The sequence below is a fragment of the Pseudomonas sp. L13 genome (assembly GCF_009935965.1).
GTDB classification, from domain to species: domain Bacteria; phylum Pseudomonadota; class Gammaproteobacteria; order Pseudomonadales; family Pseudomonadaceae; genus Aquipseudomonas; species Aquipseudomonas lactis.
In genome coordinates this window covers 75,063-89,448 of the sequence record NZ_QODJ01000016.1, presented here as the reverse complement: position 1 = coordinate 89,448, position 14,386 = coordinate 75,063, and the positions used below count along the sequence as shown (strand labels likewise).

Genomic DNA, 14,386 nt, shown 5'->3' with positions numbered 1-14,386 from the left:
TCGCTGTCGTTGGCTTCTATAAGAATGCCACCGTGGCGCATAGACGCCTCGGCTTGGGCGAGTCCATCCAATTACAACGGCTGCGGGGTTGAGGCAATGCGGTCGACTTCAGGAAGCTGCCAGAGCTGAACGCCTCGAAGCCCGACGGTGCCAAGTGGTTGAACATCGCCTCGGACAAGATGCTGCGGCAACTGTTGGCGGTACACATGAACAGGACTTTCATGGGGCGTTCCTTTAGAGGCTCAGGCGCAAGGCGAGGGCGGCGAGGGTGATCAGCAGCACGGGCAAGGTCAGCACGATCCCGACCTTGAAGTAGTAACCCCAGGTGATGGTGATGCCTTTGCGCGCCAGGATGTGCAGCCACAGCAAGGTGGCCAGGCTGCCGATAGGCGTGATTTTCGGGCCCAGGTCGCTGCCGATCACATTGGCGTAGATCATGGCGTCCTTGACCACGCCCACGGCATGGCTGGATTCGATGGATAACGCGCCAACCAGCACGGTCGGCAGGTTATTCATGGCCGATGAGAGCAGCGCCGTCAGCACCCCGGTGCCCATGGCCGCGCCCCACACGCCGTAGGTGGCGAAGGTGTCAAGCCAGGTGGCCAGGTAGTCGGTCAGGCCGGCGTTGCGCAGGCCATACACCACCAGGTACATGCCCAGGGAAAAAATCACGATCTGCCAGGGGGCTTCTTTCAGCACTTTGCGCGTGGAAATCTGATGACCTTTGGCAGCAATCACCAGCAGCAACACCGCACAGGCCGCCGAAATCGCACTGATGGGAATACCCAGCGGTTCCAGGGCGAAACAGCCGACCAGCAGAATACCCAGCACCCACCAGCCGGCGCGAAAGGTCGCACGGTCATGGATGGCACTGGCCGGGTCGTCCAGGTCGGCCGGGTCGTAGGTCTGCGGAATATCCCGGCGGAAAAACCACAGCAGCACCGCGAGCGTGGCGGCGACACTGACCAGGTTCACCGGCACCATCACCGCTGCGTATTCGTTGAAGCCAATCTTGAAATAGTCCGCCGAAACGATGTTCACCAGGTTCGACACCACCAGCGGCAGGCTCGCCGTGTCGGCGATAAACCCCGCGCCCATGACGAAGGCCAGGGTAGCCGCCGGGGAGAAGCGCAAGGCCAGCAGCATCGACATCACGATAGGCGTCAGGATCAATGCCGCGCCGTCATTGGCAAACAGCGCCGAAACCAGCGCACCGAGCAGCACCATATAGGCAAACAAACGCCGCCCGCGACCACGGCCCCAACGCGCCACATGCAGGGCTGTCCAAGCGAAGAAGCCTGCCTCGTCCAGCAACAAGCTGATGATGATCAGCGCGACAAAGGTACCGGTGGCGTTCCAGATGATGTGCCATACCACCGGGATATCCGCCAGGCTGATCACCCCACAGGCCAGCGCCAGGATCGCGCCCAACGTGGCACTCCAGCCGACGCCCAGGCCCTTGGGCTGCCAGATGACCAGCACGATGGTGACGAGGAAAATCGCAATTGCGACAAGCATGAATAAAAGCTCCGATGGCTCAGCAGTGAGTGCTGGCCCGTTGTGGTCTGCCGCCCAGCGCATTCAGACGCAGTGCGTATACGTACTTCTCTATGTCCTGGTCAAATTTTGTTTCAATTGATATGGATCAAGTGCCGTTGAAACCGCCACAACTGATTGAAATTAAAATGAAACACAAATGTCCTAACGTGCCTGCCCATTGCTGATGAAGGAAGACCCCGCGTGACCCGAGCCACCCGCAACCTGCGCAAGACCCTGGATTCCGTCGCGGAAAATAACGAAACCGCGGCGTTTGACCTGATGCGCGCCGTGGAAAAACTCGGCGATGAAGTGTTGCGCCAACGCCTGCTCAATACCATCCACCGGCTGAACCAGGATGCCTACGAATTGCGCGAAGCGCGGGATTCGGTAGAGCAGGTGTCGGTCAAGCTCGCCTGAGCAAGATCGTTCAAGACACGCCTTCGTTGGTGCTGGCATGCTTGTCGACTGTCTGTCGATGAGCCGTTTCCATGCCCACTGCATTACCTCATTACGCCTTCACCCGCGGCGCCATCGCCGTCATTCCTTTGTCCCTGGCCTGTGCGCCCTGGGGGTTGCTGGCCGGCTCCATGGCCATCGACGCACAATTTACCCCGCTGCAAGCCCAAGGTTTGTCGGCCATTGTGTTTGCCGGTGCCGCACAATTGGTGGCCATCGGCATGGTCAAGAGCGGTGCCAGCCTGATTTCCATTGTGCTGACCACCTTGCTGCTGACCTCCCAGCATCTGCTCTATGGCATGCACATGCGTCCTACCCTGTCTTCGCTCAACACCCGTTGGCGCATGAGCCTGGGTTTTTTGTTGACCGATGAATTCTTTGCCCTGGTCAACCACTATGACCGCCAGACCTTCAATCGCTGGTACGCCTTGGGCGTCGGCCTGACGTTTTACCTGATCTGGAACCTCTTCACCCTCGCCGGCATTGTGCTGGGCAAGAGCATTCCCGGCCTTGATCAGTTGGGGCTGGAGTTTTCGATTGCCGCCACCTTTATCGCCTTGATCACCCCGGTGGTGCGCGATGTGCCCACGGTGGTATGCGTGGCGGTCGCGTTGCTGAGCTCGGTTTGGTTGAGTTATCTGCACTGGGAATCGGCGGTGGTGGTCTCGGGTGTGTTGGGGATGAGCGCGGGGTTTGCCTGCAAGCGGCTGGGAGTGGGGCAACGATGATTTACCTGATGATTGTGGCCATGGGCCTGGTGGTGTTCTTCAACCGTTACCTGTTTATCGAGCCACGCTTGCCGGTGCGGCTCAATCGCGGCGCGCGTGATTTTCTGGGCTTCGCCGTGCCAGGCATGCTCACGGCGATCTGCGGGCCGATTATTTTCCTGGCGGACCATCAGCTCAACCTGAGCCCGACCAACCCTTACCTGCTGGCCGGTATCTGCGCCGTGGCGTTGATGTACTGGACACGCAGCGTATTGACCACCGTGCTATTAAGCATGGCGCTGTTCTATCTGCTGCGTTGGTGGCTCTGATACCCGGGCAAAAAAAAGCCCGCGGGGTGGCGGGCAGAAGGGAGACTTCTAAAAAATGAGCCTGGCCACTATAGGCGGCGTGTTGGCTCTTCACAGTGAAACAAAGTTCATGGGCGCGTCAGTTGGCCTCGGCACAGTGGTAGAGTCACGGTTTTTCCAAGGAAGCAATGGCATGCACAAAGTGGTAATGGGCGCATTGATACTGGCGGCACTGGCCGGTTGCGCTGGATCGAAGATGAAAGAGGCGCGCGCAGGCAGCCCTTACAAAACCCTGGCGTCAGACAAGGCCACCCTGGTCGTTGCCCAGTGCATCCAGTTCGGCTGGCAGGATGAAAGCGTGTTCGGCGTCGATGCCGGCGGCTTCAAGGAAGCGACCGAGGCGGGTGGTTTCACGGTGTATACCACCGGTGGCGATTACTTTGTCGATGTACTCAGCTCCGGCGCGGGTTCCAAGGTCAACTACTATGCCGCACAGGACACTATGCCGGCTAAACGTCGCTTGGCAGCACTGGCCACTTGTCTGTAAGTCGGTTGCCTTAGTCATATTCCGAAACGCCTGGCGGGACAGCCGCCGGGCATTAGCTTATGATTCACTCGCTCGTTCGACGTGATGGCTCTTTACCGGTACACGGATGTCGAGGCTTAAACGTCGAGCGAGCTCCTCCACCCCCAACCTCAACGGGGCATGAAACCCAAGTGCCAGCGTCGCGGAATCAACAGTGTCACCACCCCTAAGGTCCCGGCCAACGCACCACTGACCCACAGTGCACGCAGGCCCATCTGCTGTTCCAGCAGGGCGCCGATCACCGCGCCGATAAACATCCCGGCCCACGGAATCAGTTGCACGCGCCAGCCATTACGGCGCTCGCCCAATAACCAGCGGCCCAGCCCGCGACCAAAACGGGACAGCGCCCCAGTGACGTAGGTCAGTCCCACCGGCAGCCCGTTCACCTCTTCGACGGCGGCGTTGAGCATGCCCATGGCAATAATCGCTGCGAGCAACGCGGGCAAGGTGTCGGTGGCAGGCCACAACGCCGCCGCGCAGAGCAAGGCGCCGATGCACAGCAATAAGGGCAACGCATGGCGCTTGCTGAAACGGCTGACCAATACGCCCAAGGCATTGCCGACCACGAAGGTGGCGACCAGCAGCACCAGCCGCCCGGTGAGCCCCAGGTCGCCCGCGCTGATGGCCACCGCCAGGCGCGTGGTGTTACCGCTCATGAACGAGACGAAATCGCCGCTGGCCATAAAACCGATGGCATCGGTCATGCCCGCCAGCACCGACAGGCAGGCCACCAGCATCAAGCCCACGCGCCCACGCCAGCGCTGTCGATGGGCGAGCGTGGCATTGGCGCAAGGCTTGCGGGACGAAGGCAGCATGGGGCCGGTTTCCTCGGTGAGATTATCCGGCCACTACCGTAGGACGCTTTGCCTGTCCGCGCAATGACCTCAGACACGCTCCAGTTGCCAGCCGGTGGCGTGCCACGTCAGATGGTGAGTCGGCTCGATCGCCTGCAAGAATGCCTCGTCATGGGACACGGCCAGCAGCGCGCCGGTAAAGCCCTTCAATGCCTGCTCAAACGCCAGCACTGATTCCAGGTCCAGGTGATTGGTGGGTTCATCCAACAGTAACAACTGCGCCGGTGTTTCACGCCACAAGGCTACCGCCATCGCGGCTTTCAAGCGCTCGCCGCCGCTGAGTTGCCCTACCGGCTGCGCGACCCTCAGCGCGTTCAGCTGCAACAACGCCAGGCGTGTGCGCAGTTCGGCTTCGGCCAGGGGCGTGTCGAGCAGGTTGAGTTGCTCGACAAGGCTGCGTTGGTCGTCCAGCAGCGCCAGGTGCTGATCGATATAGGCGCTGGGCACCGCGACGCTGCACCCGCCACTGACCGCCCGCCAAAGGCCGGCAAGCAGTTTGAGCAAGGTCGATTTGCCGCAACCGTTCGGCCCACGCACGGCAACGCGAGCCGGGCCTGTCAGGTTGAGCGTCAGGTAGCTGGCGGGTGCCAGCGGATCGAGCCAAGGCAACTGCGCCTGTTCCAGCACCAGTACCTGGCGACCATTGGGGACGCTCGAGCCTGGTAATGCGAGCAGTGTGGGCGTCTCATCCACCACGCGCTCGTAAGCTTGGCGCACTTGGGCGTCGAGTTGGTTTTTGTGATCGTGATGGGCACTGCGTACCGTGCTGACAATCTCCTTGGCTGCGCTTTTCCAGCGGGCCTTGGTAAAACGGTCGACGTTGGCGGTCTCGGCCTGTTTACGTGCGCGTGCGGCGTGGCGCTGCAGGTCGTCGTGGTCTTTTTGCAGGCGCCGACGTTCGCGGCTGCGGGCCAGACGCGCCTGTTCCCACGCGGCAATCGCGGCCTGCTGCTGAGTCTCGCGTTGTTGGCGATAGGCATCGTAGTTGCCGCCATAGGCCTGAATGCCCAGGGGCGATAGCTCGATGATGCGGCCCATGGCGTTGAGCAACTGTCGATCATGGCTGACCACTACCAGCCCGCCGCGCCAATCGCGCAACACATGCAACAGCCAATCGCGTCCGGCAGCATCAAGGTGGTTGCTGGGTTCATCCAGAATCAGCAACTGCGGCGCCGCCAACAACGCCCCGATCAGCGCGACCCTGGCAAGTTGGCCGCCGCTGAGTTGATCGGCCGGGGTACTGGCACTGAGGGTTGGCAAACCCGCTGCATCCAGCGCGTGACGCAGGCGTTCGGCCAGGTCCCAGCGGTCGTCGATCAGCGCCAGGTCACCAAGGCGTGCATCGCCCCGGGCCATGCGCTCAAGGGCAGCCAAGGCCGCGGCAGTTGCGGTGATATCGGCGATGGTTTGCCCTGCTTGAACCGCGATGGCCTGGGACACATAGGCAACATTGGCGGGTTTTTTCAGGGTGCCGGAGGAGGGCAGCAGCACGCCGGCCATCAACTTCGCCAGGATACTTTTGCCCCGTCCATTGCGCCCCACAATACCGGTAGGCGTTTGATCAATGGACAGGTTCACGTCCGCCAGCAAGGTTTCGCCATTGGCGAACTGGAAAGACAGGTGTTGCAGGGAAACAAGCGCGGGCAGCCGTTTGACGTCAGTCATCAGCACCTCCAAAAAAATGTCGAACAGGCCAACAAGCGCGCCAGGCGGCTCGTTGCAGATACATTTTGGAAGGCTTAGAGGTTCACGTCGGCGGTCATCCCGTGAGTCAGAAGGGAGGCAGAGCCTAACCCACGTTAACTTTGTGCGGCAAGTCTTCGGTCAGTTTTTCCAGGAACATCGCCAGCGCGACCTCTTCGGCTTTCAGGCCTTTGCGCACCCGCGGCTTGGGCAACTTCGACAATTGGCCGAGGCTGAAATGTTCAAGCACCGCCGGGTGGATATAGCACTTGCGACACACCGCCGGCGTGTTGCCCAACTGCCGGGCGACATCCTTGACCATCGCCACCACATGCCGCTTGGCGTCAGATTCGGGCTGCCACGCCAACTCGCGCAACACCGCCAGCGCCATCGCCGTGCCGGCCCAGGTGCGGTAGTCCTTGGCGGTAAAATCTTCGCCAGTCAGGCTGTGCAGGTAGTCATTGACGTCCTGGGAGCTGACGGTATGCCGCTCACCGTCTTCGTCCAGGTACTGGAACAGGTTTTGCCCCGGCAATTCCATGCAGCGCTTGACCACCCGGGCCAGGCGCCGGTCCTTGACGCTGACTTGATGCTCCACGCCACTCTTGCCACGAAACTGGAACTGGATCTCGCTGCCCTTGATGTCCACATGGCGGTTGCGCAGGGTGGTCAGGCCGTAGGACTTGTTCTCGCGGGCATATTGGGTATTACCGACGCGGATCAGCGTGGCGTCCAGCAACATCACCACCGTGGCCAACACCTTTTCGCGGGTAAACCCGGGTTCGGCGATTTGCGCTTCGAGCTGTTTGCGCAATTTGGGCAAGGCGGCGCCAAAGGCCTGCAAGCGCGCGTACTTGTCGCTGTCACGCACTTCGCGCCAGCGTGGATGGTAGCGGTATTGCTTGCGGCCACGGGCGTCGCGGCCGGTGGCTTGCAGGTGGCCGCGAGGGTCGGCGCAGATCCACACATCGGTGTAGGCGGGCGGCACCGCCAAGGCGTTCAGGCGTTTGATTTCATCGGCATCGGTAATGCGCTCGCCTTTGGCATTCAGATACTGGAACGTGCCCCGCACTTTTTTACGGCGGATGCCGGGCTGGGTGTCATCCACATAATGCAGGTCGCGAGGCAGGTCGGCGGGTAACGAAGAGTCAGGCATGGGGCGGGTTCCTTGGCAACAAATCAGGCCGGTATGTCTGATTGACCGCAGCGCCCTGCGGTCGTGCCAAATGCTTAAGCCAGTACTGCCACCGCCTTGATTTGTGCCCACAGCGTCTGGCCCGGATGCAGTTGCAACTGGTCGCGGGAGAAGCGCGTGATGCGCGCCAGTAACGGCGTGCCGCCGGCGTCCAGGCGCACCAGCACATGGGCGCTGTTGTCCGCGCCGATGGTTTGGATGACGGTCACCGGCAAGCGGTTGAGGATGCTGCTGTGTTCTTCGGCCTGCAGGCTCAGGCTCACATCGCGCGCCTGGACCTTGACCCGCAGCGGTTTGCCCACCGCCAGCGGGGCATGGGCCACGCGCATCTGCAACGGGCAATCGGGCAACTGCAGGGTGAGCAACTGATAGTGCGCATCGTAGGCAACGACGCTGCCGGCGATCACCACGCCGGCATCGTCGCCCAGCGCCAGGGGCAGGTCGAGGCGCGCCAGGGTTTCGCCGATAGGGCCGCTGGCCAGGGCCTTACCGTCACTGAGCAAGACGATATGGTCGGCCAGTCGCGCCACTTCGTCCTGGGCGTGGCTGACGTAGAGCACCGGGATATCCAGCTCGTCGTGCAGGCGTTCCAGGTAAGGCAATATCTCGCTTTTGCGCGGGCTGTCCAGGGCCGCCAGCGGTTCATCCATCAATAACAGCCTGGGGCTGGTGAGCAAGGCGCGGGCGATGCCGATGCGCTGGCGCTCGCCGCCGGACAAGTGTTGCGGGTGGCGCTCAAGCAAGTGTCCGATGCCCAACAGTTCGGTGGCCTGGGCCATGTCCACGCGCCGCTGCCGGCGTGGAATACGCTTGAGGCCGAACTCCAGATTGGCGCGCACCGACAGGTGAGGAAACAGGCTCGCCTCCTGGAACACATAGCCCAGGGCGCGTTTATGCGGCGGTACAAACAGCCCTTTGCGGCTGTCTTGCCACACCTCGTCGTTGATTTGCACAAAGCCGTGTTCGGCGCGTTCCAAACCTGCGATGCAGCGCAGGCAGGTGGTCTTGCCGGAGCCAGAATGCCCGTACAGCGCGCTCACGCCACGGCCGGGCAATTGCAGGTCCACATCCAATGCAAAGGCGGAGTACTTCAGCTGCAGGCGTATATCCATCATGGCGATCAGCTCCAGCCCATCTTGGTTTTACGGCTGGAATAGAGCGCCAGCAACACGAGAAACGCGAACACCACCATGGCCCCGGCCAGCCAATGGGCCTGGGCATATTCCATGGCTTCGACATGGTCGTAGATCTGCACTGAGACGACGCGGGTCTTGTCCGGGATATTGCCGCCGATCATCAGCACCACGCCGAACTCACCGACGGTATGGGCAAAGCCCAGGATCGAGGCGGTGATAAACCCAGGGCGTGCCAGCGGCAGGATCACCGTGAAAAACGTGTCCCACGGGTTGGCGCGCAAGGTCGCGGCCACTTCCAGCGGGCGCGTGCCGATGGCCGAAAACGCGTTCTGCAACGGCTGCACCACGAAGGGCATGGAGTAGATCACCGAGCCGATCACCAGCCCGGCGAAACTGAAGGTGAGGGTGCCCAGGCCCAGCCACTGGGTGAACTGGCCGACGTAGCCGTTGGGCCCCATGGCCAACAGCAAGTAAAAGCCGATGACCGTTGGCGGCAACACCAACGGCAGGGCGACCACTGCGCCGATGGGGCCGCGCCACTTGGAACGGGTGCGCGACAGCCACAGGGCAATCGGTGTGCCGATGATCAACAGGATCAGGGTGGTCAGTGAGGCCAGCTTGATGGTCAACCAGATCGCAGAAAAATCAGCACTCGACAGGGGCATTTACAGCTCGTAACCGTAGGATTTGATAACGGCAGCCGCTTTCGGGCCTTTGAGGTAGTCCACCAGGGCCTTGGCGGCGGCGCTGTCCTTGCCCTTGTTGAGGATCACGGCGTCCTGTTTGATCGGGTCATGCATGGCGGCCGGAACAATCCACGCCGAACCGCTGGTGACTTTGCCGTCCTTGTAGATCTGCGACAAGGCGACAAAACCCAGCTCGGCGTTGCCGGTGGACACAAACTGATAAGCCTGGGTGATGTTCTGGCCCTCGACGAGCTTGTCCTTGACCTTGTCAGTCAAGCCTTCTCTGGCCAGTACCTGGGTGGCGGCTAAGCCGTAGGGTGCAGCCTTGGGATTGGCGATGGACAAATGCTTGAACTCATTTTTCTTCAGCACCTCGCCCTTGGCATCCACATAGCCTTCTTTGGCCGACCACAGCGCCAGGGTGCCGACCGCGTAGGTAAAGCGTGAGCCCTTGACGGTAGCGCCTTCGCTTTCGAGTTTTTGCGGGGTGGTGTCATCGGCGCTGAGGAACACTTCAAAAGGCGCGCCGTTCTTGATCTGGGTGTAGAACTGCCCGGTGGCTCCGTAAGCCGCGACCAGTTTATGGCCGGTGTCTTTCTCGAAGTCGGCGGCAATCGCCTGGATCGGGGCGGTGAAGTTGGCGGCCACGGCCACCTGCACTTCATCGGCATGGGCCGTACCCAAGGCAAAGGCGGCAAGCAGGGGGGCCAGGCGCGAAACGCGGGTCATCATGAAGCAACTCCTTGAAGGTCTACGGCAGGGTGTGGGAAAGAGGGCTTACCGCTATGTATGGGAATATATAGCGGTTGGCCATTGCCGGTACAGTGCCAAGTTGCTGCTCAGATCAGCCGCGGGTGAGTTTGCTCAAGCTGTGCTCGGCTAATTGGCGTGTCAGGTCATAGGTGGACAGGTCTTTGCCCAGCCTCAGGGCCTGGCCTGCCCACAGGTTGCTGAAACCGGCTTCATCCTTGGCCTTGAGCGGCATCAATGCGCCTCCGGCCTTGGGGAACGCCGGGGCCGCCGGGTTGATGGCGCCGAGTTCACGCATCACCCGGTTGACGATGCCCCGCGCCGGGCGGCCGGTAAACAGGTTGGTCAGCGCGGTTTCGCTGGCCTGGGCATGGCGCAGCGCGTGGTGATGGGAAGCGCTTACAGTGGCTTCGGGCGTGAACAGGTAGGCCGTGCCGATCTGCACTGCGCAAGCGCCGAGGGCAAAGGCCGCAACGATGCCACGCGCATCGCCGATTCCGCCCGCAGCAATCACCGGCACGCTGACCGCATCGACAATCTGCGGCAACAGCGCCATCAAGCCGATCTGGCTGTTGAGGTCATCGCTGAGGAACAGGCCGCGATGCCCACCCGCTTCCAGGCCCATGGCGATAATCGCGTCACAGCCGTGCTGTTCCAACCACACGGCTTCCTCGACGGTGGTGGCCGATGACAGCACCACGGCACCGGTGGCTTTTACTCGGTCCAGTAAGGACTTCTCTGGCAGGCCAAAGTGAAAACTCACCACTTCTGGCCGAAACTCTTCCACCACCTGGCAGGCTGCGTCATTGAAGGGTGCACGGTTGGACACCGGGGTTGGCGCATCGAAGTCGGCGCCCAGCTCATGGTAGTAGGGTTGCAGCAAAGCCTTCCAAGCCTGGTCCCGCGCTTCATCAGCATCAGGCGGTTGATGGCAGAAGAAGTTGACGTTCAGCGGCGCAGGACTGGCCCGGCGAATGAGGGCCAAGGCCTCGCGCAGTTGCTCCAGGCTCAAGGCTGCGGCGGGCATGGAGCCAAGTGCGCCGGCTTGCTGGGCGGCGATGACCATGGCGGTGGTGGTGGCGCCAGCCATCGGCGCCTGGATGATCGGCACCTCAATGCCCAACAGGTCAAGAATGCGGGTGTCTGGCCAGTTGCTCATGGGGTGCGTCTCCAGCGTTAGTAGGGCTTTTCGCTGTTTTAGCAGGGCAATCGGCGCCCGGCCAGTCTGTTTTATTCACTGGACGGAAGCGGCATTTTGTGGGGCTGGGTTTCGCGCTCAAGTAACTGACGCTTGCGCTCCACGCCCCAACGGTAGCCCGACAGCTCACCATTACTGCGCACCACGCGATGACAGGGAATCGCCACCGCCAAGTGGTTGGCACCACAGGCCTGGGCCACGGCGCGAAAGGAGGAGGGTGCACCGATGCGCTCGGCAATCTGCGCATAGCTGGCGGTGCTGCCCACAGGGATGTCGCGCAACGCTTGCCACACTCGCTCCTGAAAGGCTGTGCCGCGCAAATCCAGGGGCAAATCCAGGCCCAGGGCAGGGGCCTCGACAAAGCCGACGACGTGGGCCACCAGTTGTTCGAAACCCTGATCCGCGCCGATCAACTCAGCCTTGGGAAACTGGTCTTGCAGGTCACGCACCAGTTTGTCCGGATCATCGCCCAGTAAAATCGCACACACGCCACGCTGGCTTTGCGCCACCAGAATCGCCCCCAGCGAGCACTGGCCAACCGCAAAGCGGATGGTGTTATTGGCACCGCCGCCTTTGTAGTCTCGCGGTTTCATGCCGAGCACTTGGTCGGCAGCTTCATAAAAGCGGCTATTGGAATTGAAGCCCGCGTCATACAGGGTGTCCGTCACCGAATGCTGGCCCTTGAGGCCGTCGCGCACTCTGCGCGAACGCAGGGCGCTGGCGTAACCCTTGGGGGTCAACCCGGTGTTGGCTTTGAATACGCGGTGGAAGTGAAACGGACTCAACCCGGCGCATCGGGCAAGCATGTCCAGGCTAGGCGGCGTTTCGGCCTGTTCGATTTGCCGGCAGGCCTCGGCCACTAACTGTCCATGGTGTGCGGCCAATTGGGTCTGGTCGCCAGCAGCGCGTTTGCTCGGGCGATAACCAGCAGCCTCTGCCTGCGCCGGCGTGTCGAAGAACTCGACATTTTCCGGGCGCGGTAAGCGCGAGGCGCTGCTGGGGCGGCAATACACGCCGGTGGTTTTCACGCCGTAGACAAATAGCGCGTCAGCCTTGGCATCACGGGCAATAATGGCAGCCCAGCGCGGATCGTGTTCGTTGTTCATGGCCTGCACTCTTGACGGTTCAGGAGCAGATTAAGCCTGCCGCTCGCGCCCGACACTCCGAAGCTTGCGGTCAAATTAGCCGGCGGTGCGAAAGGTCAGGTTGATGCGCTGCGAGCCCATGACCGGATGCACGCCGTCCTTGATCGGCATCACGCCATGAAAGCGCAGGCGATCAACGCCGCCCCACACCACCACATCACCATGGAACAACGAGACCTTCTGGGTTTTGTCGCTGCGCGCATGGCCACCGAACAGGAAAATCGCTGGCAGCCCCAGGGACACCGAGACCACGGGCGCGCTGTAGCTGCGCTCGTCCTTGTCCTGGTGCAGGGACATTTTCGCCCCTGGTACGTAACGGTTGATCAGGCAGGCATCGGGTTGAAAACCGCTGAAACCGGCCTCGGTAGCCGCTGCCACCGCCAGTTGGCGCAATGTGTCGGGCATGACGGGCCAGGGTTGCTGGCTGCGCGGGTCGAGTGGGCTGTAGCGATAGCCACGGGCGTCGGTGGTCCAGCCCAGCTCGCCGCAACTGCTCAGCGCCGCCGACATGGTAAAGCCGCCGGGGGTGACCATCTGCCGAAACGGTGATTGAGCCAGGACACGCCGCAGTTCAGGCAATAACCGCTCGATACAGGGCAGGGCGTAGCCCTTCAGTACGTAGGATTCTTCGCCAATTTGCTCGCGCCCGGCAGGCTGTTGCAGGGCATCATCGGCAAACAAATCGGCGGTAGGGCCCGGCATGGCTTACAGTGCCTTGCTCACGTTGATGTCGGTGATTTCGTCGTTGGCATCATGAATTTTCGCCAAGGCTTGCTTGGCTTCATCGACGCTGTTGCTGTGCAGTTGGGCGAATTCAAAGCGGCGTTCGCCGTTGAGCTTGTACTTGATGACGTATTTGGTTGTGGTGGTCACAGCTTTTTTCCTATCAGATGTTCGGGTCAGCTCAGCTTACTGCTGGTGCGACGAACGATGCGGATCTTGTGGGACAGCGCAGGCTTGCGGGTCACGCTGATGGCGCGACGGGTCACCACATCCAGGGTGATGTTCCAGAAGCCGGTGCTCGGTGCGGTGATCTTGGCCGGGAATTTATCAAAGGCGCCGCCGTGGTAGGTATGGCGGCCGCCGTTTTTGAAGCTGCGAAAGTTCGCATCACTCATCAGGCGAATATTGCAGGTCTGCGAGCATTCGATGACGACAATGTCTCCCTCGTTGAGGTGCTCACGCTGGTGGATGAATTTCATGGGGTGTCTCCAGAAGGGCTTTTTCTGAAAAATCAGAACGATACGTAGGTTAAGATGGAGTTTATCAGCCCCAGCGCGTTTATTATCGGGCCGTCGTCGACGACTTCGACAATTTAAAACAGTTATTTACCGAGTTATCACAGATAAATCCTACGTTGGTGGGAGAAAATTACCATCCCCGCTGTCGTAGGGTCTTTATCGGAGGTTTTTGTATGAAGTGGAGTGTGTTGGTGCTGGCCTTGGCAATAGGTGGGTGTGCTTCGGTTGCAGATATCAAGCAGACCCCGCCAACATTGGTGGTCATCTCAGGGAAGAAGCCGCAGGAATATGCGGCGTGTGTGGTGCGCAAATTGGAGGCGACCCGTCGGCCGCCGCAGATCGAGCCTCATAAAGACGGCATTCAGGTGATCGTGCCGCAGAAATTCTCGGCAGACCCTTCGGCAATCTTTGAAATTGAAGACCGCTCCAGCGGTAGCAGCATCAAGCTTTATGAAAGCATGTCCAATGTGCCCATCCGCCCGGGCGACGTGAAGAAGGCAGGGGAAGAGTGCATTTCCGGTTGAGCCACAGGCCCACCCCTCACACCCGATAAAAAAAGCCATCACCCTGCAGGGACGGCCTGCATCCGTTAAACTGTCGGGCATTCACTACAAAGATGCCGCACAAACCCTGGGTTTGAGCGGCATTTGTTTTTCTGGAAAGCCCGTTATGAAACGAGAACACGTCAAAGCCCGCCATGCCGAAGGGCAGATTTCGGCCACCCATGTCATCCAGAACCCCGCCGATTTGGGCGAGTGGATCGTATTTTTCAAGAAGAGCGGCGGGCGCAGCTACTTCCTGGTGGACGAGCAGGATGAGGTCGAATCATTCGCGCGCCTGGATGACCTGATCGACACCCTGCGTGGCCTGGGGATCAAGTTCGCCGAAGTGCACCTGTAGCA

18 protein-coding genes and 1 pseudogene are annotated in these 14,386 nt (G+C 61.0%); 6 read left to right on the top strand and 13 right to left on the bottom strand.

Annotated features, from left to right (window positions below; translation table 11 throughout):
- Positions 1–115 precede the first annotated feature (115 nt).
- Positions 116–223, bottom strand: a pseudogene (locus DK871_RS11155) (arsenate reductase ArsC); the annotation flags it as partial.
- 11 nt (positions 224–234) lie between these two features.
- The gene (locus DK871_RS11150) at positions 235–1,518 is read right to left on the bottom strand and encodes an arsenic transporter (RefSeq protein WP_161905069.1); all 1,284 of its coding nucleotides are present in this window, start codon (positions 1,516–1,518) and stop codon (positions 235–237) included.
- A gap of 222 nt (positions 1,519–1,740) precedes the next feature.
- On the opposite strand from DK871_RS11150, the gene DK871_RS11145 reads away from it, so the two are divergent.
- The 4 genes from DK871_RS11145 (at position 1,741) to DK871_RS11130 (ending at position 3,557) form a co-directional block, all read left to right on the top strand.
- Positions 1,741–1,956: a hypothetical protein gene (locus tag DK871_RS11145; protein WP_003191339.1), complete on the top strand. Its 216-nt coding sequence runs from the start codon at positions 1,741–1,743 to the stop codon at positions 1,954–1,956.
- Positions 1,957–2,027: 71 nt separating this feature from the next.
- Entirely contained in the window at positions 2,028–2,723 is a 696-nt protein-coding gene (locus DK871_RS11140; protein ID WP_014718528.1) for an AzlC family ABC transporter permease, read from the top strand.
- A complete protein-coding gene (locus DK871_RS11135; protein WP_161905068.1) occupies positions 2,720–3,031 on the top strand; it encodes an AzlD domain-containing protein in 312 nt (103 codons plus the stop codon). Before DK871_RS11140 ends, DK871_RS11135 begins: the two co-directional genes overlap by 4 nt.
- A gap of 172 nt (positions 3,032–3,203) precedes the next feature.
- Positions 3,204–3,557, top strand: a complete 354-nt coding sequence (locus DK871_RS11130) for a hypothetical protein (RefSeq protein WP_056783319.1) — start codon at positions 3,204–3,206, stop codon at positions 3,555–3,557.
- Positions 3,558–3,706: 149 nt separating this feature from the next.
- Here the strand turns inward: DK871_RS11130 and DK871_RS11125 are convergent, their stop codons facing one another.
- The 11 genes from DK871_RS11125 to DK871_RS11080 form a co-directional block, all read right to left on the bottom strand.
- The gene (locus tag DK871_RS11125; protein WP_161905067.1) at positions 3,707–4,411 is read right to left on the bottom strand and encodes a YoaK family protein; all 705 of its coding nucleotides are present in this window, start codon (positions 4,409–4,411) and stop codon (positions 3,707–3,709) included.
- A 69-nt stretch (positions 4,412–4,480) separates the two neighbouring features.
- Complete coding sequence (locus DK871_RS11120) at positions 4,481–6,115, bottom strand: ABC-F family ATP-binding cassette domain-containing protein (RefSeq protein WP_161905066.1); 1,635 nt, start codon at positions 6,113–6,115, stop codon at positions 4,481–4,483.
- A 124-nt stretch (positions 6,116–6,239) separates the two neighbouring features.
- Positions 6,240–7,289, bottom strand: a complete 1,050-nt coding sequence (locus tag DK871_RS11115) for a DNA topoisomerase IB (RefSeq protein ID WP_161905065.1) — start codon at positions 7,287–7,289, stop codon at positions 6,240–6,242.
- 74 nt (positions 7,290–7,363) lie between these two features.
- Positions 7,364–8,443, bottom strand: a complete 1,080-nt coding sequence (modC, locus tag DK871_RS11110; protein WP_161905064.1) for a molybdenum ABC transporter ATP-binding protein — start codon at positions 8,441–8,443, stop codon at positions 7,364–7,366.
- Positions 8,444–8,448: 5 nt separating this feature from the next.
- Positions 8,449–9,129 (bottom strand): molybdate ABC transporter permease subunit, encoded by a 681-nt coding sequence (gene modB / locus DK871_RS11105; protein WP_161905063.1) that lies wholly within the window; start codon positions 9,127–9,129, stop codon positions 8,449–8,451.
- On the bottom strand, positions 9,130–9,882 hold the full coding sequence (gene modA, locus DK871_RS11100) for a molybdate ABC transporter substrate-binding protein (protein ID WP_161905062.1): 753 nt from the start codon (positions 9,880–9,882) through the stop codon (positions 9,130–9,132).
- A gap of 112 nt (positions 9,883–9,994) precedes the next feature.
- Positions 9,995–11,059, bottom strand: a complete 1,065-nt coding sequence (locus DK871_RS11095; protein WP_161905061.1) for a nitronate monooxygenase family protein — start codon at positions 11,057–11,059, stop codon at positions 9,995–9,997.
- Positions 11,060–11,130: 71 nt separating this feature from the next.
- Positions 11,131–12,204 (bottom strand): bifunctional DNA-binding transcriptional regulator/O6-methylguanine-DNA methyltransferase Ada, encoded by a 1,074-nt coding sequence (ada, locus tag DK871_RS11090; RefSeq protein WP_161905060.1) that lies wholly within the window; start codon positions 12,202–12,204, stop codon positions 11,131–11,133.
- 75 nt (positions 12,205–12,279) lie between these two features.
- On the bottom strand, positions 12,280–12,945 hold the full coding sequence (gene alkB / locus DK871_RS11085; protein ID WP_161905059.1) for a DNA oxidative demethylase AlkB: 666 nt from the start codon (positions 12,943–12,945) through the stop codon (positions 12,280–12,282).
- 3 nt (positions 12,946–12,948) lie between these two features.
- A complete protein-coding gene (locus DK871_RS28610) occupies positions 12,949–13,116 on the bottom strand; it encodes a hypothetical protein (RefSeq protein WP_178116041.1) in 168 nt (55 codons plus the stop codon).
- Positions 13,117–13,142: 26 nt separating this feature from the next.
- Positions 13,143–13,445, bottom strand: a complete 303-nt coding sequence (locus DK871_RS11080; protein WP_003191319.1) for a DUF1883 domain-containing protein — start codon at positions 13,443–13,445, stop codon at positions 13,143–13,145.
- Between the two features lie 212 nt (positions 13,446–13,657).
- On the opposite strand from DK871_RS11080, the gene DK871_RS11075 reads away from it, so the two are divergent.
- Together DK871_RS11075 and DK871_RS11070 are read left to right on the top strand one after the other, a co-directional pair.
- On the top strand, positions 13,658–14,008 hold the full coding sequence (locus tag DK871_RS11075) for a hypothetical protein (protein ID WP_003191317.1): 351 nt from the start codon (positions 13,658–13,660) through the stop codon (positions 14,006–14,008).
- A gap of 145 nt (positions 14,009–14,153) precedes the next feature.
- The gene (locus tag DK871_RS11070; protein ID WP_161905058.1) at positions 14,154–14,384 is read left to right on the top strand and encodes a hypothetical protein; all 231 of its coding nucleotides are present in this window, start codon (positions 14,154–14,156) and stop codon (positions 14,382–14,384) included.
- The last annotated feature ends 2 nt before the right edge of the window (positions 14,385–14,386 follow it).

Excerpts from the sequence above, each read along its gene's own strand:
- DK871_RS11095 (WP_161905061.1), bottom strand. The coding sequence starts at position 11,059 with ATGAGCAACTGGCCAGACACCCGCATTCTTGACCTGTTGGGCATTGAG.
- modB (WP_161905063.1), bottom strand. The coding sequence starts at position 9,129 with ATGCCCCTGTCGAGTGCTGATTTTTCTGCGATCTGGTTGACCATCAAG.
- DK871_RS11080 (WP_003191319.1), bottom strand. The coding sequence starts at position 13,445 with ATGAAATTCATCCACCAGCGTGAGCACCTCAACGAGGGAGACATTGTC.
- ada (WP_161905060.1), bottom strand. The coding sequence starts at position 12,204 with ATGAACAACGAACACGATCCGCGCTGGGCTGCCATTATTGCCCGTGAT.
- DK871_RS11115 (WP_161905065.1), bottom strand. The coding sequence starts at position 7,289 with ATGCCTGACTCTTCGTTACCCGCCGACCTGCCTCGCGACCTGCATTAT.
- DK871_RS11125 (WP_161905067.1), bottom strand. The coding sequence starts at position 4,411 with ATGCTGCCTTCGTCCCGCAAGCCTTGCGCCAATGCCACGCTCGCCCAT.
- DK871_RS11140 (WP_014718528.1), top strand. The coding sequence starts at position 2,028 with ATGCCCACTGCATTACCTCATTACGCCTTCACCCGCGGCGCCATCGCC.
- DK871_RS11120 (WP_161905066.1), bottom strand. The coding sequence starts at position 6,115 with ATGACTGACGTCAAACGGCTGCCCGCGCTTGTTTCCCTGCAACACCTG.
- DK871_RS11130 (WP_056783319.1), top strand. The coding sequence starts at position 3,204 with ATGCACAAAGTGGTAATGGGCGCATTGATACTGGCGGCACTGGCCGGT.
- DK871_RS11075 (WP_003191317.1), top strand. The coding sequence starts at position 13,658 with ATGAAGTGGAGTGTGTTGGTGCTGGCCTTGGCAATAGGTGGGTGTGCT.
- modA (WP_161905062.1), bottom strand. The coding sequence starts at position 9,882 with ATGATGACCCGCGTTTCGCGCCTGGCCCCCCTGCTTGCCGCCTTTGCC.
- DK871_RS11150 (WP_161905069.1), bottom strand. The coding sequence starts at position 1,518 with ATGCTTGTCGCAATTGCGATTTTCCTCGTCACCATCGTGCTGGTCATC.
- alkB (WP_161905059.1), bottom strand. The coding sequence starts at position 12,945 with ATGCCGGGCCCTACCGCCGATTTGTTTGCCGATGATGCCCTGCAACAG.
- DK871_RS11135 (WP_161905068.1), top strand. The coding sequence starts at position 2,720 with ATGATTTACCTGATGATTGTGGCCATGGGCCTGGTGGTGTTCTTCAAC.
- modC (WP_161905064.1), bottom strand. The coding sequence starts at position 8,443 with ATGATGGATATACGCCTGCAGCTGAAGTACTCCGCCTTTGCATTGGAT.
- DK871_RS11070 (WP_161905058.1), top strand. The coding sequence starts at position 14,154 with ATGAAACGAGAACACGTCAAAGCCCGCCATGCCGAAGGGCAGATTTCG.